Genomic DNA, 21,317 nt, shown 5'->3' on the forward strand with positions numbered 1-21,317 from the left:
TTACGGAACAACAATCAGCGGGCCGCTGGCCGCACCCGTTGCCCGCCACTGCGGAACGTACATAGACTCCACCATCGGGACCGGCACCTGGTAAGTTCCCGGTGTGACGGCGCGCGCCAGGTAAACCAGCGTGACCGGCTGACCTTCGTTGACCGGCACAGCGGCCACAAAGCGGTCGTCGCGGAACTCCATATGCTGAATATCCGCCTGCTGCATCTGGCTCAGCAGGTTTTGCACCTCGCTGCCGCTGTCCTGCAGGCTGGCGCTGCTGCTCGCCAGGTTCTGGTTTTCCAGCTCCAGACCCGCCGGGAGAAGATCCACCACCAGCGCATCCGGCACGTTCTGGCTGGCTTTCACCTCAAGCCACACCAGTACCAGTTCACCACTCTTCAGAGATGAGAGCGATTTACTGCTGCCGTCGGTTGCCAGGATATGACGTTCAATCTGCAGCACGTTCGAGCTCGGCTGAGGCGCATATTCCGGATAACCCGTGCTGTCCAGGCGAACCCACAGTGGCGAAGTGCCGGTATTGGTCACCTGCAGCGCACCAAGCTGGTCGCCGTTGACGTTTTGTACCAGCGATGTATCACCGCCTGAGGCGGTATCAGACAGCGAGGTTTTCGCCTGCCATGCACCTGACAGAGTTTGCAGCGAACGTCCGGCCAGGAAGAGGGCATTACTCTCCTGAGTAGACAGCCAGCGCTGGCTGAAAGCCTGTTCAGACAGCGCATTCAGCAACGTATTTTGCGCATTCGGCAGCAGCTTGTACTCTTCCAGCAGGGAGAGCATCAACGCGTTATCGCGCAACTGACTACCGTAATCGGCCATCCAATTTTTGCTGTCGTTACGCGGCGTTTTGAGCGCCAGGTCCAGTGCCTGCTGGCTGCGTGGGGCATCGCCCATCAGTTTGAGCGCCATACCCAGCTGCATCAGCGGCAGCCCGGAAGCAGCCTGAGCGTGACGATCCCAGATTTCGCGCAGCGCACCCAGAGGTGCTTTTTGCTGGCGCGCCAGCACCAGAGCGGCATAAGCCTGTACGGCAAATTTGCTGGCCTGGGTGTCGTCGCTGTAGCGAATGGACATCATGCCCGGATCCTGCAGGTAGCGCAGCAGGCGGCTATTGGCGTTATTTACGGCTTCGGCAGGCACGCTGTAGCCTTGCTCGCCTGCACGCACCAGGAAGTCAGTGACATAGGCGGTTAACCAGTACTCTTCCGGGCCGTTTTTATCCCACAACGCAAAACCGCCCTCCTCGCGCTGCATCTGCAGCAGACGCGAGATCCCAATATCAATGGCAGCACGGCGCTTGTCATCCGTGTCGCCCTTAATACCAAGCGCGGTGAGCTGCGCCGCGTTGGTGTAGAGCGACGGGAACAGGCCACTCGTGGTTTGTTCCAGACAGCCATACGGATACGCCTGCAGTTCACGAATATAGCGCGCCAGGTTTAGCGGTGGTTTACCGCTCAGCAGGAGTTGCCCCTGCAGAGTGGCTGGAGAGAAACCGCTACTATGCTGCGCCGGTGCGGTCCAGGATTCACCCGGGTTCAGCATCGTTCCGGTATTGACCGTCTGTGCCGGGAATGCCGGACGTACACCGATTTTCCAGCTTTTCTGCTGCGGTGCGAAGGTTTCGCCCGGAAGCTGCAGGCCGGTAACCTGTGCCGTCACCTCACCGTCGCCATAGCCTTCCAGCGCACGTACTGGAATAAACAGGGTGCTACGCGCGCCCGGCGGCAGCTGAACCGGCTGCGGCGGCGCGCCCTCCAGGGACAGTTTGCCTGTCGCAGTCAGGGCAACGTTCAGCGTTTGCGGCTGGTCGGTCAGGTTGGTCAGATCCAGCGTCAGGCGCGAGGTATCTCCACTCGCCAGGAAACGCGGGGTGTTCAGCTCGGTAATGACCGGTGCGGCCACCACAACCTTGCTTTCACTGCTGCCAAAATCATCTTCCGTCCAGGCCTGTGCCATCAGGCGCAGCTCGCCGTTGAAGTCTCCAATCGGCAGCGTAACGGTACCTTCCCCGTTAGCATCCAGCGTAACCGGCTGAGCCTGCTGGGCAATAATGGTGACGTGGTTCACCGGCGGTTTGCCGCCGCGCTTCAGTTCATCGCCATCACCGCCGAAGCGCAGCGCCGCCATGCGGCCCTGCCCTTCAATGACCTGGCCGTAGATATCGTAGATATCCGCGCCGTAGCGCTTCTGGCCGAAGAACGCCTGCCACGGATCTGGCGTAACGTAATCGGTAATGTTCAGCACGCCGCTGTCCACTGCCGAAACCAGCACGTTCACTTTCTGTGGAACCGCCCCCTCTTTCACGCTGGCTTTCACCTTCACAGAGAGCGTCTGATTTGGCCGCATTTTCTGCGGGTTATCGAGCGCAATGTTCAGGCGACGATTTTCGTCTCCCATCGGCAGATGCAGCAGACCAACCGCGCGTTTCGGCGTAGCGGATTTCGATTTATCCCCAGGGCGCACCACCAGTGTGCTGAGGTAGAGATCGTGACGTTTCCAGGCTTTATCGACCGGAATCGAGAGATCGAGCCCGTTTGCCGGTACGTCGATCTCTTTCCACCACAGCGGCCCTTCGCTGGATTCGATCATGGCATAACCCTTGCCTGCGGCGGGTGCAGCGATATGCAGCTGGATGGTATCGCCTGGCTGATAAGCGGGTTTATCCAGCTTCAGCGTCACGCGGTCAGGGCGTGCTGCCCCCGTGCCATCGCTGTTATCCTGCCAGCTGTATCCCGCCCAGAAGCGCACGCTACTGACCATCTCATCAGGCGCTTTCACCTCCAGACGGTATGAGCCCCACTCCACCGGGAAAGTGACCTTGCCGGTTTCATCGGCCTTGAGGCTAAGCTCCTGTTCACCTTCAACCAGATCCTTTTGATCGAACTGAGACTGCCAGCCTTCGCTCTCAGACCAGTTCCAGAAGTAGTCGCGGCGCTCGCGGATCAGGCGCACCTGTAAGCCGGATACCGCTTTTTTCGCCCCGCTGGCATCGGCATAAACGATGTCAAAGCTGGCATTACCGTTTTCGTCAACAATGGGTTGGTTGACGGTGGTATCCGTGCGGTAGTCGTATACGGCCTTGCTGGCGAACTGAGGACGGATACCCGGCAGTTCAGCCGCCGGCCAGATGGCCTGCTCAGCGCGACGCGTCACCGGGCGACCGCCCGACTCCAGCAGGCTGGCCTGCAGGATCAGCTGTAGCGGCGAGTGCACTTCTTTCCACTGGCTTTCAGTCGTAACCTGCCCGCGCCCCTGTTCGTCCAGCGTAAGCTGCACTTCATCCAGACTGCGGCTCAGGTTTTCCTCAGCGATGTCCCCAAACTGGAAGCCTGGCAGTGCAGGCACGGCCTCACGCAGTGGGCGGAGGAAAAGCTGGCCCTGCAGTGAATTCCCATTAGCCGGCGCACCGTACAGGTAATAGCCTACTACGTTAAAGTCCACGTCATCCTGCGGGGAAACCGGTGCTTTTTGACCTGTCAGATTCAGCGCCATACGCTCAGGCATGAAATCTTCCACGTGGAAATCCCACAGACGCTGCTGGTTATCACCTGTGTTCGCGCGGATATGCCACATGCCGGTCTGCGCACCGCTATCCAGCGGATAGTTAAAACGATAGAGCCCGTTTTCTGGCTTAACGACCATCGTGCGCGCCACCTGTCCATCCGGACGCAACACGTCAAGCTTCACAGGCTGGTCGGGGAGCGGCTTTCCGTCGCTGTCGCGCAGTAAGCCGTTGAGGATCACGGTTTCACCCGGGCGATAGAGATCGCGCGGACCAAACATAAAGAACTGCTTGCTGTAGCCCGGATTACCGGCGATATCAAACTCCGCCAGATCGAGCGCCGGAAGTTTGAGATCAAGCAGCGTGGTCTGGCCATCTTTGCTCGCCAGAATCAGCGCGGCCTCTTTGTCGGTTTCAAGCGTTGCATGACCGTCCGCATCGCTTTTCGCCTCGGCAAGGGTCTGCCCTTTGTCATTCAGCAGCGTGACGGTGACACCGGACTGCGCCGCACCGTTTTCCAGACTCTGGGTAAAGATGTCCAGGCGGTTGTGGTAACGGTGAGCGGATAACCCGACATCGCTCAGGGTAAAGAGGGTTGCGGCATTGCTGTAGTTGTAGTGCCCGGCCTGGTTCATGACCGCGATATAGACGCCAGACTGCTGGAGCGGCTTGATATCCTTGAGCGGCAGAAGCAGTTTTTCACGGGTATTGCGCGCCGGATTGAGATCAAAGCGACCGGTATAAACCAGTTCCGCCATCTTCAGCAGGTTGTCGGATTCCCAGTTGGTCAGGGAGTTACGGTACTCCCACTGACTGACAAAGGAAGCCAGCGATTCCGGCTTCACGCGGTAGAAATTAACGTCCACATTGTTGACGTTGAGCGCCATCACCGGCAGCCCTTCCACCACTTTGCCCGGCAGCAGCGATCCGCGGCTGGCAAAACCGACCGTCGGTTCGACATCCCGGGTGGTGATCGCTTTTTCATAATCAATGTCGAACGTTGCTTTGTTCAGCGCCTGTAAACCACGTTCGACGGTGACAACCAGATTACGGTTGGGCTCCAGATGACGCAGGCGAAGCTCTTTCAGGTTAGGCGCAAGTTCCCACGCCCCGTCAACCTTGCCACTTTTCTTATCCACGACATGCACTGTTTTCGCGAAATCCTGGTCGGGATTCAACGGAACAGAGAAGGTCAACACCAGAGTGGCGGCGCCGTCCAGCTGTACTTCAGAGGCATCCAGTAGGGTTAATGCTTTGCCCTGGCTCTGTGCCGCCAGTTTTGCCAGTTTTTCTGCATCAGGCTTTTCAGCCGCTTTCGGGGTTGATGTGGTGGATGCTGCGGGAGCCGCAGTCTGAGATTTATCGTCGCTGTTGTCACAGCCGACAAGCGTAAATGTGGTAAGCAGCGCGAGAGAGATCGCGGCTAAGCGAAACGGTTTCATCCTTTGTCCCTGGCCTGAGGGGGCCTGTTGGTCGTCGTCCGGATAAGTATTATCCGCAAGTTTCGTTAATACAAAAAGTCCAATTTTAGAATCTGGAAAGCGCCTCGCAGAATCGCCATGTCCGGCGGCGTGGAGGTGGAACCGCGATCACAGAGCATAACGTCACATGTTACCTTTCACGTCATTTGTTTTTAAAACAATAAGATAGCTGGATAAAAGCATCAGGAGCCTGCTAGTTTTATGACCATGACGCACCCCGAGTGCGCGGTTCAATAAGAGAGAAAGCCATGAAACGAGCCGTGAACGCCCTACAAAATTTCGGAAAATCATTGTACGGCCCCGTACTTATCTTACCGATCGTCGGTCTGTTTATCGCCTTTGGTAACGTATTGGGTAACGGCAACCTGGCCGAGTACCTGCCGTTTCTTGGCCATCCGCTCATTCAGAGTATCGGCCAGCTGATTTCCAAATCCGCCGTGTCGGTGCTGGTCAACCTGGCGCTGGTGTTTGCCGTCGGGATCCCGATTGGGCTGGCAACGCGCGATAAAGGCTACGCGGCGCTGATTGGTCTGGTGACCTTCGTGGTGTTTATCAACGCCATGAACGTAACGTTACAGCTTCAGGGTGAGCTTGCGCCTGCCGGGCAGATGAAAGCCGCGGGTCAAAGCATGGTGCTGGGCGTTCAGGTGCTGGAGATGGGTGTTTTCGCCGGGATCCTGACCGGGGCGCTCTCCGGCTACCTTTACAACAAATATTCCGGCGTACAGTTTAACGGTGCGATGGCGATTTACTCCGGCCACTGCTTTGTCGCGATTGTGATGCTGCCCGTCTCCATGCTGCTCGGCGTGGTAATGAGCGAAATCTGGCCGTACGCTCAGCACGGGATTAGCGCGCTGGCGCTGGCCATTAAAGGCTCAGGTCCGTTCGGCGTAGCCATTTACGGTTTCCTTGAGCGCATTCTGGTACCGACTGGCCTGCATCATCTGGTTTATACCCCGTTCCTCTATACCGAACTCGGGGGGACGCAGGAGGTGTGCGGCGCAACCTATCAGGGCGCGCGCAATATCTACTTCGCCGAAATGGCCTGCCCGGAGGTGAAGCAGCTCAGCAGCACCGTGGTGTGGGACGCGCGCGGCATCAGCAAAATGTTCGGCCTGCCCGCCGCCGCGCTGGCGATGTATATGACCGCAAAACCGGAACGCAAAGTTGTTGCGAAAGCCATTTTGATCCCGGCAGCGCTGACCTCGCTGCTGGTCGGCGTCACCGAGCCGATTGAGTTCTCCTTCCTGTTCGTCGCGCCGCTGCTGTTCGTGGTTCACGCGGTGCTGACCGGCATCGGCATGATGCTGTTCTCGCTATTTGGCGTTCACGCCATCGGTGCCAACGGGATCATTGATTTCATTCTCTACAACCTGCCGCTCGGCACAGAGAAATCCAACTGGCCAATGTACATCCTGGTAGGGCTGATCATGTTTTCCCTCTACTTCACGGTGTTCCGCTTCCTTATTCTGCGCTTCAACATGAAGACCCCAGGCCGTGAGGATGAGGATCAGGAGACACGTCTCTACAGCAAGCAGGAGTACCAGGCGAGGGGCAATAACGACGGGCTGGGTGAGTCCATCGTAGTGGGCCTCGGCGGCAGGGAGAATATTGAGGTTGTGGATAACTGCTATACCCGCTTACGCGTCACGGTGAAGGACGTCGACATCATCGACGAGCCGCGCCTGAAAGCGACCGGCGCGAAAGGGGTCATCAAACAAGGTAACAACGTTCAGGTAGTCTACGGGCTGCATGTCAAAAAAATGCGAGAAGCCGTTGAGACGTTTCTCTGAAAGGAGCTAAAGATGTTTACACCCCCCTTTATTCTGTCGATTGCCGGTGGCGGCAGCACCTACACGCCGGGTATTGTGAAAAGCCTGATGGTACGTCTGCATGACTTCCCGCTGGCCGAAATCCGCCTCTATGACATCGACGAGGCGCGTCAGAACACCATCGCGCCGGTGGTTGAGAAAGTGATTCGTGACCACAGTGAAAGCATCAAATTCACCGTCACCACTGACCCGGAAGTGGCGTTCAGCGGCGCACATTTCGTCTTCGCCCAGATGCGGGTCGGTCAGTATAAAATGCGCGAGCAGGATGAGAAGATCCCACTGCGGCACGGCGTGGTCGGCCAGGAGACTTGCGGTCCCGGCGGCCTGGCGTACGGACTGCGCACGATCCTGCCGATGGTAGAGCTTATCGATCGGGTGGATCGCTACGCGCATGAAAAAGCCTGGATCGTGAACTACTCCAACCCGGCAGCGATCGTGGCGGAAGGCGTGCGCCGCCTGCGCCCGAACGCGCGGGTGCTGAACATCTGCGATATGCCCGTCGCCGCAATGCGCAATATGGGCGCCATTCTGGGCGTGGATCGCCACAAGCTGGAGGTGGACTATTTCGGCCTGAACCACTTCGGCTGGTTTACCCGCGTGCTGGTGGACGGCGAAGACAAGCTGCCCGAACTGCGCAAACATATCGCGAAGTTTGGCCTGTTGACGGAAGACGCCGCCAAAACCGATCCGCAACATTCTGATCCTTCCTGGGTGAAGACCTGGCGCAACATCAAGCCCGTCATGGATAACTTCCCGGAGTACCTGCCGAACCCGTATCTGCAGTATTACCTGATGCCAAACCAGATTGTGGAGCATCAGAACCCGGACTATACCCGCGCCAACGAAGTGATGGACGGGCGTGAGAAAAAACTCTTTGCTGCTGCGCAAGAGTACAAGCGCACCGGGATCCTGCCGGATGCCTTCCACGTGGGCGTCCACGGCGAGTTTATCGTCGACGTGGCCTGCTCGCTGGCCTTTAACCTGCGCAGCCGCCATCTGGTGATGGTGGAAAACCGCGGGGCGATTACCAACCTGCCATACGATGCGATGGTGGAAGTGCCCGCCTATATCACCTCCGAAGGACCAGAGCCTGTGCGCATCGGTCGGGTGCCGCTGTTCCATCAGACCCTGCTGCAACAGCAGCTGGCATCCGAACAGCTGCTGGTGGAGGCGACCATCGAAGGCAGTTATGAGAAAGCCCTGCAGGCCTTCACCCTGAACCGCACCGTGCCGACCATGGCGCACGCGAAAGCAATTCTGGATGAGATGATCGAAGCCAACCGCGACTACTGGCCCGCGCTGCAAAAGGCCTGGCAGAATGGCGAAACGGTGAAAAAATAGGGGCTTGCTCGCGAGTTGAACGTGGTTTGCTTGTCGGTGTCATAAAAAACACCGACAATCCTTTTTTACGGAAAAGAATGGAGGCATCCCATGTCCACCTCATATTTTGTCGCCGCCGACTGGCTGATTGAGCACGGCGACGACCCGGAAGTCCAGATTATTGACGCGCGGATGGCCCCAGCCGGGCAGGAACATCTTCGTGATATGCTCGCTGAATACCGTGCCGGCCATCTGCCTGGCGCGGTATTTTTTGATATTGAAGCCCTCTCCGATCACAACTCTCCCCTGCCGCACATGCTGCCGCGCCCGGAAGCCTTTTCCGTGGCGATGCGCGAGCTGGGCGTGAGCCGCGACAAGCATCTGGTTGTTTACGATGAGGGCAACCTCTTTTCCGCACCGCGCGCGTGGTGGATGTTAAAACAGTTTGGCGTAGAGAAAGTGTCAATTCTGGCAGGCGGTCTGGCGGGCTGGAAGCGTGATGACCTGCCGCTTCAGCAGGGTGATGTCACGCTGCCGGAAGGCGATTTCGATGCCACGTTTGACGCACACGTCGTCAAACGTTTGACTGACGTACTGGTCGTTAGCCACGAGAAGACGGCGCAAATTGTCGATGCCCGTCCTGCTCCTCGCTTTAATGCCGAAGCGGATGAACCGCGTCCGGGTCTGAAGCGTGGACATATTCCGGGCGCGCTGAACGTGCCGTGGGGCGATCTGGTTTTTGAAGGGGAGCTGAAAACCACCGATGAACTGCGCGCCATTTTTGACCGTGCGGGTGTGGATTTACATCGTCCGATCATTGCCAGCTGCGGTTCCGGCGTAACGGCCTGCGTGGTGATTCTGGCACTTGCCACCCTCGGGGTTAACGACGTCACTCTTTACGACGGCGCCTGGAGCGAATGGGGTGCGCGAGACGATCTGCCGGTTGAACCGGCAAAATAATGGATAACCGCCTGGCCACGCTGTTAACGCGCGGGGCGTCACTGACCCGCGCGGAGTATCGCGTCCTCGCCCACCTCACGGAGCATCCGCTGCTGGTGGGCAATATCACGGTGCGCGAGCTGGCGCAGGCGACATTTGTTTCTACCGCCACCATTATGCGGCTGTGTCAGAAGCTGGGGTTCAGCGGTTTTAGCGAGTTTATCTGGCACTGCAAGCAGCTGCTTTCTGACACGCCGCATATCGCCGTGCAGGGGCAATCGCTCCCTGAGCTGCCTGCCCTTTTTAATCAATTCATCGCCAACTATCAGCAAACTTTTCAGTGGGTCACCCAGGACAAACGCCAGCAGTTTGCCAACCTGCTGCGCCAGAAAGAGAGCTTTTTTCTCTACGGTGCCGGGTTTTCCTATCTGTTTGCCGAGTACCTGACCAAGAAATTGCAGGTGTTGGGCAAAACGGCATTTATCTCCGGGCCGGGGGACAGCCGGAACATTTTTCTCAGCAACGCCGCCCGCTATCAGGTGTTCATTGCCGTTTCACGCAGCGGCGAAACGGAGCAGGTGCTGGATAAAGCGCGAATTGCCAAAAACGTCGGGATGACCGTCGTCGCGTTTACCCGCGCCTCGGCCAATACGCTGGCGGGGATGGCGGACGTACACTTTGCCCTCTATGACGAAGCGGTACATTTCGCTGCTGAAGCAGCAGGCGTGACGTCATTTGAGTCGAATCTGGTGCTGCTGATGGATTTACTGCTGCTGGAAGCAACGGGGTGAAGTTCACCCCGCGTCATCAGATAATGCGGTTGGTTTTGAGATCGCGCAGGAACCCGCCCCAGCGACGCTCATAAAACGGCGTGATGTGCTCGGTAATAAAATGGCTGATGCCCTTCTCACCTTTCGTCACCTGGCAGATATCAATCGGCTCATCGCCCGGCAGCGTGTCGGTCGCCACGCTTCCCGCCGCCTGAATGATGTCGTCGATATCGCCATCTGCTTCAATACCGATCAGCAGCACCGGTTGCTCGTCGGCATTCTCTTTAATGGAGCAGAGGAATGCGCGCCTGACGGGCTTGAGCGTTTTGAAGAGCGTGGTCAGGGAATCAATCATCTGCGCGGGCGGCTCGGCCACTTCTGAGAGCAGCAGCGTTTCCCCCCCTTCCAGCACTTCCTGAGTGCTGAGCGGATTGCCCTCTTCACCCATCAGGTGACTGATTTCACGCGGGGTGAACTCTTTCCCGGTTGGCAGTTTGGCGTTGAGGAACAGGGTCTGGCCCAACGTCATTTCAAACAGCGTACGCACCGGCATCACCACGAATGCCTGTTCATCTTCCACAGCTTCCTGCAGCGCTTCCAGTGAGGTAAAGAACGGGATCACTGAAGAGCCATCGTCTTTCTCCCAGTGCAGCAGATCCAGCGCGCTGTCTTCCACAACCTGCTCACCTTCCGCCGCGGTGCCTGGCACCCAGACGGTAGATTCCAGCAACGTGCGGAAAAATGCCGGACGGTGAGCGGGCTCGGTGGCCGCCTGTTCCAGCAGAGTTTCTAATTCGTTTTTGGTTTCGGACATAGTTTGGCTACTTCACAATTGCCCGGCGGCGCTACGCTTGCACGGGCCTACGGGTTTTGTAGGCCGGGTAAGCGTAGCGCCACCCGGCAAAAAAGGTTACTCAGCCGTCAGCAGGTTCGCCACGGTACGCACGCCCAGACCGGTCGCACCCGCGGACCACTGTTCTACCGCTGCTTTACGGTAGGTTGCGGAGCAGTCGATGTGCAGCCAGCCTTCGTGATAGTTCTCAACGAAGTGAGACAGGAAGCCTGCTGCGGTACTTGCCCCTGCCGGATACGCCGCGCTTGCGGTGTTATTCAGCTCGGCAAAATTGGACGGCAGCTGGCTGCGGTGGAACTCGGCCAGCGGCAGACGCCAGAATGGCTCGTTTTCCGCAGCAGCGCTTGCCAGCAGGCGTGCGGCCAGCTTGTCATCGAAGCTGAACAGCGCATGGTAGTCGTTCCCCAGGGCGGTTTTCGCCGCACCGGTCAGGGTCGCCATGTCGATAATCAGTTCAGGTTTCTGCGCAGAGGCGTCAATCAGGCCATCAGCCAGCACCAGGCGGCCTTCGGCATCGGTGTTCATCACTTCAACATTTTTGCCGTTGCGGTAGCGAATGATGTCGCCCAGCTTGAAGGCATTGCCGCTGACCATGTTGTCGGCACAGCACAGGTAAAGCTTCACGCGCTTGTTCAGGCCGCGGGTAATCGCGAACGCCAGCGCACCAGTAATGGTTGCCGCGCCGCCCATGTCGGACTTCATGGAGTCCATGAACGCGCTCTGCTTCAGGCTGTAGCCGCCGGTGTCAAAAGTAATGCCTTTGCCGACCAGGCAGGCAAAGACAGGCGCTTCTTTATCGCCGGTTGGGTTGTAATCCAGCGCCAGCAGGACCGGAGGTCGCTCAGAGCCACGGCCTACGGTGTGGATACCCATATAGTTCTGCTCGCGCAGGTCTTCACCTTTGGTAATACGGTAGGACATTTTGTCGCCCGCCACGCCGCACAGCAGGTCAACGGCGCGCTGCGCCAGCTGCTCAGGACCTAACTCTTCCGCCGGGGCGTTGATGGTGTCGCGCACCCAGTCGATGATCTGCAGGCGGCTTTCCAGCTCTTTCTGACCTGCTTCGTCGAGGTTTGCCCACTCAATTTTGCGGGTGCCTTTCGGACCTTTGTACCCCGCCCAGAATGCCCAGCTGCGGTCGGTGTCCCAGCCTTCGCCTTCCAGCGAGACATGTTTGATCCCCAGACCGTCGATTTTGCGCGCGGCGCGCTGGATCAGGCCCAAATCATCGTTGCCCGTCAGGTGCAGGGTAATACCGTCGTTATTGATGCTGTAGCTGGCTTTCTCGCCCCAGCGCGCGTCGGCAGGCTGCGTAGAGAGCGTAATCTTCATCGCTTCGGTCATTTTATTTATCCTTATTAGCAAACGGGCCGCCTGAAGGCAGCCCGTTAAGTGATTTACTCTGCTTCATCTAACCAGACTAACAGAATCGCCTCCAGAATTTTTTCATTGGATGCGTTTGGATCGTCGTCGAAATCGTCTAAATCGCAGATCCACTGGTGCATGTCGGTGAATCGTACGGTTTTCGGATCGAGATCCGGGTTCGCGTCGTAGAGCGCTTCGCCGATCTCACGGCTGTCTGTCCACTTCAGTCCCATATTAATGCTCGCGTGCGTGGTTGATGGTGTAGCGTGGGAATTCCACGACCAGATCTTCGTCGGTCACCGCGGCCTGGCAGCTTAAGCGGCTGTCTGGCTCCAGACCCCATGCTTTATCCAGCATGTCGTCTTCGTCTTCGGTGCTTTCGGCGAGCGAGTCAAAACCTTCACGCACGATGCAGTGACAGGTAGTGCAGGCACAGGATTTTTCACAGGCGTGTTCCACTTCGATACCTGCGCGCAGGGCAACATCGAGAATGGTTTCGCCGGTCTTCGCTTCCAGAACAGCGCCATCCGGACAAAGGTCCGCATGAGGCAAAATAACAATCTTTGGCATATTAAACCTCGTCCACGGACTGGCCTTTCAGCGCGACGCGGACGGATTTGTCCATGCGGCGAGCGGCGAAGTCCTGGGTTTGTTTATCAACGTTTTTAATGGCTTCTTCTATTGCGTCAGCATCATTGCCCATGGCGACGACGCTTAAGTGCGCGGCAGCCTCGTCAATCACCTGACGCTCAGCGGCGCTTAACAGCGCGGCATCGGCATTGAGTGCCCCGGTCAGGCTTTCCAGCACGCGTGCGGCTTCCACTTTCTGTTCCGCCAGCATACGCGCCTTCACATCCTGCTCGGCGTAGCTCATTGAGTCCTGAATCATGGAGGCGATCTCGCCATCGGTCAGGCCGTAGGACGGCTTCACCTGGATGGACGATTCCACGCCGGTGGATTTTTCCATCGCCGTGACGCTCAGCAGGCCGTCCGCATCAACCTGGAAGGTAACGCGAATATGCGCCCCGCCCGCTGGCAACGCCGGGATACCGCGCAGTGCAAAGCGCGCCAGAGAGCGGCAGTCCTGCACCAGTTCGCGTTCGCCCTGCATGACGTGGATGGACATCGCAGTCTGGCCGTCTTTAAAGGTGGTGAACTCCTGCGCGCGCGCCACCGGAATGGTGGTGTTACGCGGGATGACTTTCTCCACCAGGCCACCCATGGTTTCTAAACCAAGGGACAGCGGGATAACGTCCAGCAGCAGCATTTCACTGTCCGGCTTGTTGCCGACCAGAATATCGGCCTGAATGGCCGCGCCCACGGCAACCACTTTGTCCGGATCGATGGCGGTCAGCGGCGTGCGGCCAAAGAACTCACCTACACGTTCGCGCACCAGCGGCACACGGGTAGAACCGCCGACCATGACCACTTCCAGCACCTCGTCAGCCTCAACGCCCGCATCTTTCAATGCGCGACGGCAGGCCAGCAGCGTGCGTTTCACCAAAGGTGCGATCAGATCGTTAAACTGGTCACGGGAGATTTCCCCCTGCCAGCCCGCCACGTTCACGGTAACCGTCTGCGCATCGCTGAGGGCAATTTTGGCGTCAATGGCGGCATCCAGCAGTTCACGCTGGACGCGCGCATCGCTGCGATCGGCAATCCCCGCCTGCTCACGAATGTAATCCGCCAGCAGATGGTCGAAGTCATCGCCGCCCAGCGCGGAATCCCCGCCGGTCGCCAGCACTTCAAATACGCCACGGCTTAAGCGCAGGATGGAGATATCAAAGGTACCGCCGCCGAGGTCGTAAACGGCAATCACCCCTTCCTGACCGGAGTCGAGGCCGTAGGCAATGGCCGCCGCCGTCGGTTCGTTCAGCAGGCGTAATACGTGCAGGCCCGCCAGACGGGCGGCGTCCTTGGTGCCCTGACGCTGTGCATCGTCAAAATAGGCCGGAACGGTAATCACCACGCCGTCGAGATCGCCGCCGAGCGTCGCCGTAGCGCGCGCTGCCAGCGCCTTCAGGATGTCCGAAGAAACACGGATCGGGTTCAGCAGACCAGCCTCGGTCGCGATCATCGGCAGGCCGTTTTCACTGGCCTGAAGCTGATACGGCAGATGCGGGTAACGGGTCTGAATATCGGCCAGCGAACGGCCCATCATGCGCTTAACCGAGCTGATGGTGTTGGCCGGATCGCGCGCGGCGTTGGCGCGCGCGTCGTAGCCTACCGCGTGACCCTGCTGCTGGTAGTGGACCACGGAAGGCAGCAGATGGCGGCCCTGCTCGTCAGCCAGCGTTTCCGCCTGGCCGCTACGCACGGTCGCCACGAGAGAATTGGTGGTGCCCAGGTCAATACCCACCGCCAGACGACGCTGGTGCGGTGCGGCACTTAAGCCAGGCTCACTAATTTGTAATAAGGCCATAATTGCTTCCGAAATTAAAAATCGAGCAGCTTTTCTTCGAGTTGTTCAGCACTGCTTCGCAGTTTATCGAGAAAACGGAGTTTGCGCACAGTGTCTGCCGCCACGTCCCAGGTCTCGTTGTTCAGTTGCTCCACCATCTGCTGATGGCGGGTATCAAACATACCCTTCACGCGCGTGATAAAGCTTTCCAGCCGCGCTTCGTCTTTGGCCTGTTCAATCTCATCCAGCTCTTCGCGCAGCTCCAGCTGTTCCATCAGAAACGCCGTATCGCGAACGGTATGCTGTTCGCTCGCCAGATCAAAACCGTGGAGCGAGAGCAGATATTCAGCACGCGCCAGCGGATGACGCAGCGTCTGCCAGGCCTGATTAATGGTGGCAGAGTGCGAAACTGCAGCCAACTGCTCGGCCTGCGTCCCGCTGGCGAATTTATCCGGATGGTACTGACGCTGCAAATCCTGAAAACGGACCGTCAGCGCCTGAAGATCGATCGGGTATTGAGCGGGTAGTCCGAAGAGAGTGAAGTAATCCATAACAATCTCAGGGGTAGCCTGTTAGAACAAACCCCACGCGCAGCAAAGCCACGGTGGGGTTTCGGATGACGCGCGGTTAAACGTGGAAGCTTTCGCCGCAACCACACTCGTCTTTGACGTTCGGGTTCGTGAATTTGAACCCTTCGTTCAGGCCTTCTTTGACGAAGTCCAGCTGAGTGCCGTTGAGGAATTGCAGGCTTTTGCCATCGACCACCACCTTCACGCCCTTGTCTTCAAACACGGTGTCATCAGACGCCGGCTCGTCAACAAACTCCAGTACGTAAGCCATACCAGAACAGCCGGAGGTACGTACGCCCAGTCGCAGGCCAAAGCCTTTACCACGGTTCGCCAGAAAAGAGCTTACTCGCGCGGCAGCGCTGTCGCTAAGGGTAATCGACATACTCAAACCTCAATTATTTTGCTTCACGTTTGCTTTTGTAATCCGCAATGGCGGCTTTGATCGCGTCTTCTGCCAGAATAGAACAGTGAATTTTCACCGGTGGCAGTTCGAGTTCTTCAGCAATATCCGTGTTCTTGATTGCCTGTGCTTCGTCCAGAGACTTGCCCTTCACCCATTCGGTGACCAGGGAGCTGGACGCAATGGCAGAACCGCAGCCGTAGGTCTTGAAACGCGCGTCTTCAATGATACCTTCATTGTTGACTTTAATCTGCAACTTCATCACGTCGCCACACGCCGGTGCACCCACCATGCCGCTACCAACAGATTCGTCGCTGTTGTCAAAAGAGCCAACGTTGCGCGGGTTTTCGTAATGATCGATGACTTTTTCGCTGTATGCCATGATTGAATTCTCCTTATGTACCGATTAGTGATGTGACCATTCAATGCTGTTCAGATCCACGCCCTGCTTAAACATTTCCCACAGTGGAGAAAGGTCACGCAGACGGCCGATGGAGTTACGAACCAGCTTGATGGTGTAGTCAATCTCTTCTTCGGTAGTGAAACGACCTAAAGAGAAACGGATAGAGCTGTGTGCCAGCTCGTCAGTCATACCCAGCGCGCGCAGCACGTAGGATGGCTCCAGGCTTGCAGACGTACAGGCAGAACCGGAAGAAACGGCCAGGTCTTTGAGGGCCATGATCAGCGACTCGCCTTCAACATAGTTGAAGCTGACGTTGAGGATGTTTGGCGCGCCCTGCTCGAGATCGCCGTTCAGATACACTTCTTCCATATCCTTCACGCCGTCCCACAGACGGTTACGCAGCGTGCGCAGGCGTGCCATCTCGGTTTCCATCTCTTCTTTCGCAATGCGGTAGGCTTCGCCCATGCCCACGATCTGGTGTACAGGCAGCGTACCGGAACGCATGCCGCGCTCATGACCGCCACCGTGCATCTGTGCTTCGATGCGGATACGTGGCTTACGACGAACGTACAGCGCGCCGATCCCTTTCGGGCCATAGATTTTGTGGCCGGAGAAGGACATCAGGTCCACTTTCAGCTGGCTCAGGTCGATAGGCAGTTTGCCCACGCTCTGGGTCGCATCTACGTGGTAGATAATACCGCGCGCACGGCACATTTCACCGATGGTGGCGATGTCCTGAACGACGCCGATTTCGTTGTTGACGTGCATGATGGAGACCAGAATGGTGTCATCACGCATCGCTGCTTCGAGCTCTTTCAGGTCGATGATACCGTTGCTCTGCGGCGCCAGATAAGTCACTTCGTACCCTTCACGCTCCAGCTGACGGCAGGTGTCCAGCACGGCTTTGTGTTCGGTTTTGCTGGTGATAATGTGCTTGCCTTTTTTCTGATAAAAGTTGGCTGCACCTTTGATCGCCAGGTTGTCGGATTCGGTCGCACCGGAGGTGAAAACAATCTCACGCGGGTCGGCACCCACCAGGTCAGCAATCTGATTACGGGCGATATCAACCGCCTCTTCAGCATGCCAGCCAAAACGGTGTGAACGGGAAGCTGGGTTACCAAAGTTTCCGTCCAGGGTCAGACACTGCATCATTTTCTCGGCAACACGCGGGTCCACCGGCGTGGTTGCGGAGTAATCGAGATAAATCGGTAATTTCATTGCTCTATAAACTCCGTACATCGCTTCAATGCAAGGAATCAGGCAACCGGCTGGATGTACGACCGAGTACGCGGGGCGCGGTGCCCCGGCCTGATTCTGAAATACTTATCGTTTTATTACGCGCGCAGTTTGACGTCGATGGCGTCCTGCGCGCGGGTGCTGCGTTGGGAATCATGGCTGTGCTGACGGCCTGATACATCCAGAACTTCCTGGTTATTCACCAGCTCACCGAGGGTGATGTTGTTCAGGAAGCCGGTCAGACGGTCGCTCAGATCGCGCCACAGCGCGTGGGTCAGGCACTTATCGCCGCCCTGGCAGCCGCCTTTACCCTGGCAACGGGTCGCGTCGACGGATTCGTCAACTGCGCTAATCACTTCACCCACTGCAATACTGCCCGCGTCTTTACCCAGCAGATAACCGCCGCCCGGGCCACGAACGCTGGAAACCAGTCCATTTTTACGCAGTCTGGAGAACAGCTGTTCCAGATAGGAGAGGGAGATCCCTTGTCGTTCAGAAATATCAGCCAACGGAACCGGGCCCGCTTCGGAGTTGAGCGCAACGTCCAGCATCGCGGTCACGGCATAACGCCCTTTAGATGTCAGTCTCATGTCTTACTTAACCTCAAACTCGCCCCTGCCCGGGGTTTTTTATTGTAAAATGGGGGTATTGCATAGCAGGGCCAAGTCTGACATTCCTGACTAAAATGGTCAACTATTTACTTGACTGTTTTAGTCAGGTATTTAACCTTCTGTGCCGTTTTTTGTCGGGTGGCGCTGCGCTTACCCGACCTACAAAACCGTGTCGTATCACAAGGGTGCTGCCTGATGCCCTCACCCCAGCCCTCTCCCACGGGGAGAGGGAGAATGCGTGGTAGGTCGGGTAAGCGAAGCGCCACCCGGCGAACAGACGACACTACTCCTTATTCTTTTGCTCAATCGACGCCAGAATGCCGCGCAGGATGTTCAGCTCCTGGCTTTCCGGGCGCGCGCGGGTGAACAAACGACGCAGCTTGTTCATCACCTGGCCTGGATGGCCTTCACGAATAAAGCCGGTCGAAAGCAGCGTCTGCTCCAGGTGACCATAGAAACGCTCCAGGTCATCCACCAGCGGGTAGGCCGTCTCTTCTTTAGGCTCTACCTCTTTCTCCTGCGTCGCCAGCCACGCCATACGCACTTCGTAGGCGATCACCTGCACTGCCATCGCCAGGTTCAGCGAGCTGTATTCCGGGTTAGCGGCAATCGCCACATGGTAGTGGCATTTCTGCAGTTCATCGTTGGTCAGGCCAACGCGTTCACGGCCAAACACCAGCGCAACCGGCGCCTGCTCTGCCTCAGAGACACTCTTCAGACCACATTCGCGCGGGTCCAGCATCGGCCACGGCAATGTGCGGGAGCGAGCGCTGGTGCCGACCACCAGGCTGCAGCCTGCCAGCGCTTCGTCGAGGGTATCGACGATCTGCGCGTTGCCAATCACGTCGCTGGCTCCGGCGGCCAGGGCGATGGCCTGTGAGTCTGGCTTCACCAGCGGGTTAACCAGCCACAGGTTCGTTAAGCCCATGGTTTTCATAGCGCGGGCAACGGAGCCCATGTTGCCGGTGTGCGATGTTTCGACCAGCACGATTCGAATATTTTGCAGCATAATTTTTAGTGTCTGAATTCAGCGTCTGAAGAATATTCGGGCATATTATCATAAACGAGAGACATAATCCGATCCCGCTGCTATACTCTGCGCCGATTTTCCTGTTCTTTAACATCCAGTGAGAGAGACCGATGCATCCGATGCTGACCATCGCCGTGCGCGCAGCGCGCAAGGCGGGTAATGTAATTGCCAAACACTACGAAACGCCAGACTCCGTAGAAACCAGCCAGAAAGGCAGCAATGATTTCGTGACGAATGTCGATAAAGCCGCAGAAGCGATTATTATCGAAACGATCCGCAAATCTTACCCGCAGCACACCATCATCACCGAAGAAAGCGGTGAACATGAAGGTACCGATCAGGATGTTCAATGGGTTATCGATCCACTGGATGGCACCACCAACTTCGTTAAACGCCTGCCACACTTCTCTGTGTCTATCGCCGTACGCATCAAAGGCCGTACTGAAGTCGCTGTTGTGTACGATCCAATGCGTAACGAACTGTTCACCGCTACCCGCGGTCAGGGCGCACAGCTGAACGGCTACCGTCTGCGCTGCAGCAACGCTCGCGATCTGGACGGCACCATCCTGGCGACCGGTTTCCCGTTCAAGGCGAAACAGCACGCAACCACCTACATGAATATCCTGGGCAAACTGTTCACCGAATGCGCGGACTTCCGTCGCACCGGTTCTGCTGCGCTGGATCTGGCTTACGTGGCGACCGGCCGCGTTGACGGATACTTCGAGCTGTCTCTGAAGCCATGGGATTTTGCCGCGGGCGAGCTGATCGCACGTGAAGCAGGTGCCATCGTGTGTGATTTCACCGGCGGCCATAACTATATGTCTACCGGCAACATCGTTGCAGGTAACCCACGTGTCGTTAAAGCCATGCTGGCAAACATGCGTGATGAACTGAGCGACGCGCTGAAGCGTTAATCGAGCGTATTATGCCCGGTGGCGCTACGCTTACCGGGCCTACAAAATCCCTCAGGTACGTCAGAAAGGCCGCAATCCCCTTCCCACCGGCACCGCGCTCATCCACATCGTCACCGCCGCCACCAGCAGAATCACCCCGCCCGCCAGCGCGAGCGTTGTCCATCCGACCTGTCGCCACAGCACCGGCGTTTTATTGCCGCTGAGTTTAACCGCCAGCTGACGGAAGCTGTGCACCAGCAACGCCAGCGAAGAAATCGTCAGTGACGTTCCAGCCGCCATCGCCAGCGCAGAAAGCATTCCCCAGCCAAACACGCCAATCACCTTGCTGAACAACAACACCATGATTGCCCCCGAGCACGGGCGCATCCCCATCGAGAGCACAATCATCAGCCGCGCACGCCAGTCATCACCGTTCTGTAGCTGTTCCTGCGTCGGCAGATGCTGATGTCCGCAGCCACAGTTTTCATCGTGAACGTGATGCGGCGTAAAAGTCCTGAATTGCGGTTTTTGCAGCAGCGCGCGCAGTTTTTTCAGTGCTCGCCAGCAGAGGATCAGCCCCAACACGCCCACCAGCGCATAGCTCCCCTTTTCCAGCCAGAAGCTACTCATGTGCAGCTGCCGGGCTGGAAGCTGAAGAAGTGAAAGCACCACGACAACCAGCCCAATCGCCACGCCCCCCTGAAGCAGCGAGGAGGCCAGCGTAAGACCCATGCTCGATTTCAGCTTCGACGGATGGGTCGCAAGCCAGGTGGTGATAACGATTTTGCCATGCCCAGGCCCCAGCGCATGCAGCACCCCGTAGATAAAGCTGAACGCCAGCAGGGAACCGCCCGCTTTCGTTGGGTTCTCCGCCACCGCTTTCAGTAAACCACTCATCTGCTGGTTCACCTCGCGTTGCCAGATGATGCTTTTCATCATCACCTGCGGCCAGGCCTGCCACAGCCAGAGCGAACCGCCAATAGCTAACAGTATAAAAAGCGCCAGCGGCCAAAGATGAAGCCAGCGGCGAGATTTGCGGGACGGAGAAGCGATCACTGACATTGTAACGTCACCTCCTGCGCGAACTGTTTACCCAACTCCATGTCCTCCGGTGGCGCATCTTCTTTATCAAGAGAGACGGCAAAGTTCAGCGTCTCTTCGCTGGGATTCGGGGTGTGAACCGCCATTTTGCAGGTTTTCTGCAACGAGGCCGGAAGCTGTACATCGCTCTCGTCGGCGTAGTGCATGTCGACGTAGTAGGTTGGGTCAAAAGTGGAAAAAGTATATTTTTGCCCTGCCAGCGGCTGCGGGTGCGCCAGCGGAAGGACGAACGTCAGCACCGCCTGATGCCCGTCGCGTGACATACCATACTCCGTGGGTCGGTTAAGAAACTTCACCTTCTGGCCGTTATGCCAGAACTCGGTGAAGTAGTGCTGACCCAGCACGTTAGCCATCACTTCCGCCGCCAGCTTTTTCCAGATTTCATCGCCGGGCTTCGCATTTCCCGCATCATAAAGCAGGTCAGCCGAGGTGATTTCATCCATCGTCCAGCGCATCTTCAGGCCACTTAACTGCGTGCCGTCGGTGACCAGTTCGGTTTTCAGGCTGATAAAACTGTGAGGGTGCGCGCTGGTGGTGAAGGAGATAACCGCCAAAAATAACGCCATCGCACTGTGTTTAACTGTCTGCATCAATTCCTCACG

At 57.5% G+C, this 21,317-nt stretch carries 19 protein-coding genes; 5 read left to right on the plus strand and 14 right to left on the minus strand.

Going from position 1 to position 21,317, the window contains the following annotated elements:
- The gene (locus tag ABFI50_RS03455; protein ID WP_045281156.1) at window positions 1-4,953 is read right to left on the minus strand and encodes an alpha-2-macroglobulin; all 4,953 of its coding nucleotides are present in this window, start codon (window positions 4,951-4,953) and stop codon (window positions 1-3) included.
- 287 nt (window positions 4,954-5,240) lie between these two features.
- On the opposite strand from ABFI50_RS03455, the gene ABFI50_RS03460 reads away from it, so the two are divergent.
- The 4 genes from ABFI50_RS03460 (at window position 5,241) to ABFI50_RS03475 (ending at window position 9,874) form a co-directional block, all read left to right on the plus strand.
- Entirely contained in the window at window positions 5,241-6,785 is a 1,545-nt protein-coding gene (locus ABFI50_RS03460; RefSeq protein WP_045281157.1) for a PTS transporter subunit EIIC, read from the plus strand.
- Between the two features lie 12 nt (window positions 6,786-6,797).
- Complete coding sequence (locus ABFI50_RS03465) at window positions 6,798-8,165, plus strand: 6-phospho-alpha-glucosidase (RefSeq protein WP_023331083.1); 1,368 nt, start codon at window positions 6,798-6,800, stop codon at window positions 8,163-8,165.
- 90 nt (window positions 8,166-8,255) lie between these two features.
- Window positions 8,256-9,104 carry a 3-mercaptopyruvate sulfurtransferase gene (gene sseA / locus ABFI50_RS03470; RefSeq protein ID WP_032635841.1) on the plus strand — a complete coding sequence of 283 codons (849 nt, stop codon included), beginning with the start codon at window positions 8,256-8,258 and terminating at the stop codon, window positions 9,102-9,104.
- Complete coding sequence (locus ABFI50_RS03475) at window positions 9,104-9,874, plus strand: MurR/RpiR family transcriptional regulator (RefSeq protein ID WP_014884822.1); 771 nt, start codon at window positions 9,104-9,106, stop codon at window positions 9,872-9,874. The genes sseA and ABFI50_RS03475 overlap by 1 nt, the downstream gene beginning before the upstream one ends.
- A gap of 16 nt (window positions 9,875-9,890) precedes the next feature.
- Here the strand turns inward: ABFI50_RS03475 and sseB are convergent, their stop codons facing one another.
- From sseB to trmJ, 11 genes are all read right to left on the minus strand, one after another.
- Window positions 9,891-10,667, minus strand: a complete 777-nt coding sequence (sseB, locus tag ABFI50_RS03480; protein WP_014884823.1) for an enhanced serine sensitivity protein SseB — start codon at window positions 10,665-10,667, stop codon at window positions 9,891-9,893.
- Between the two features lie 96 nt (window positions 10,668-10,763).
- On the minus strand, window positions 10,764-12,050 hold the full coding sequence (pepB, locus tag ABFI50_RS03485) for an aminopeptidase PepB (protein ID WP_023331086.1): 1,287 nt from the start codon (window positions 12,048-12,050) through the stop codon (window positions 10,764-10,766).
- Between the two features lie 53 nt (window positions 12,051-12,103).
- On the minus strand, window positions 12,104-12,304 hold the full coding sequence (gene iscX, locus ABFI50_RS03490; protein ID WP_014171178.1) for a Fe-S cluster assembly protein IscX: 201 nt from the start codon (window positions 12,302-12,304) through the stop codon (window positions 12,104-12,106).
- Between the two features lies 1 nt (window position 12,305).
- A complete protein-coding gene (fdx, locus tag ABFI50_RS03495; protein ID WP_003860652.1) occupies window positions 12,306-12,641 on the minus strand; it encodes an ISC system 2Fe-2S type ferredoxin in 336 nt (111 codons plus the stop codon).
- 1 nt (window position 12,642) lies between these two features.
- Entirely contained in the window at window positions 12,643-14,493 is a 1,851-nt protein-coding gene (gene hscA, locus ABFI50_RS03500; protein ID WP_014884825.1) for a Fe-S protein assembly chaperone HscA, read from the minus strand.
- Between the two features lie 14 nt (window positions 14,494-14,507).
- Window positions 14,508-15,023, minus strand: a complete 516-nt coding sequence (hscB, locus tag ABFI50_RS03505) for a co-chaperone HscB (RefSeq protein ID WP_003860657.1) — start codon at window positions 15,021-15,023, stop codon at window positions 14,508-14,510.
- A 76-nt stretch (window positions 15,024-15,099) separates the two neighbouring features.
- Window positions 15,100-15,423, minus strand: coding sequence for an iron-sulfur cluster assembly protein IscA (gene iscA, locus ABFI50_RS03510; RefSeq protein WP_003860659.1), 324 nt, complete (start codon window positions 15,421-15,423; stop codon window positions 15,100-15,102).
- 13 nt (window positions 15,424-15,436) lie between these two features.
- Window positions 15,437-15,823, minus strand: coding sequence for a Fe-S cluster assembly scaffold IscU (gene iscU / locus ABFI50_RS03515; protein ID WP_003860661.1), 387 nt, complete (start codon window positions 15,821-15,823; stop codon window positions 15,437-15,439).
- Between the two features lie 24 nt (window positions 15,824-15,847).
- Complete coding sequence (gene iscS, locus ABFI50_RS03520; protein WP_008502157.1) at window positions 15,848-17,062, minus strand: cysteine desulfurase; 1,215 nt, start codon at window positions 17,060-17,062, stop codon at window positions 15,848-15,850.
- A gap of 116 nt (window positions 17,063-17,178) precedes the next feature.
- Window positions 17,179-17,670 (minus strand): Fe-S cluster assembly transcriptional regulator IscR, encoded by a 492-nt coding sequence (gene iscR / locus ABFI50_RS03525; protein WP_008502158.1) that lies wholly within the window; start codon window positions 17,668-17,670, stop codon window positions 17,179-17,181.
- 304 nt (window positions 17,671-17,974) lie between these two features.
- Window positions 17,975-18,700: a tRNA (cytosine(32)/uridine(32)-2'-O)-methyltransferase TrmJ gene (gene trmJ, locus ABFI50_RS03530; protein WP_008502159.1), complete on the minus strand. Its 726-nt coding sequence runs from the start codon at window positions 18,698-18,700 to the stop codon at window positions 17,975-17,977.
- 131 nt (window positions 18,701-18,831) lie between these two features.
- On the opposite strand from trmJ, the gene suhB reads away from it, so the two are divergent.
- On the plus strand, window positions 18,832-19,635 hold the full coding sequence (gene suhB / locus ABFI50_RS03535; RefSeq protein WP_003860668.1) for an inositol-1-monophosphatase: 804 nt from the start codon (window positions 18,832-18,834) through the stop codon (window positions 19,633-19,635).
- 60 nt (window positions 19,636-19,695) lie between these two features.
- On the opposite strand, the gene ABFI50_RS03540 is transcribed toward suhB, so the two are convergent.
- Both ABFI50_RS03540 and ABFI50_RS03545 read right to left on the minus strand, forming a co-directional pair.
- Window positions 19,696-20,676 carry a nickel/cobalt transporter gene (locus ABFI50_RS03540; protein WP_014884827.1) on the minus strand — a complete coding sequence of 327 codons (981 nt, stop codon included), beginning with the start codon at window positions 20,674-20,676 and terminating at the stop codon, window positions 19,696-19,698.
- Window positions 20,667-21,305: a DUF1007 family protein gene (locus ABFI50_RS03545; RefSeq protein WP_058691201.1), complete on the minus strand. Its 639-nt coding sequence runs from the start codon at window positions 21,303-21,305 to the stop codon at window positions 20,667-20,669. Before ABFI50_RS03545 ends, ABFI50_RS03540 begins: the two co-directional genes overlap by 10 nt.
- Between the last annotated feature and the right edge of the window lie 12 nt (window positions 21,306-21,317).

Source organism: Enterobacter sp. HNDS-6, assembly GCF_039850505.1.
Taxonomy (GTDB): domain Bacteria; phylum Pseudomonadota; class Gammaproteobacteria; order Enterobacterales; family Enterobacteriaceae; genus Enterobacter; species Enterobacter kobei.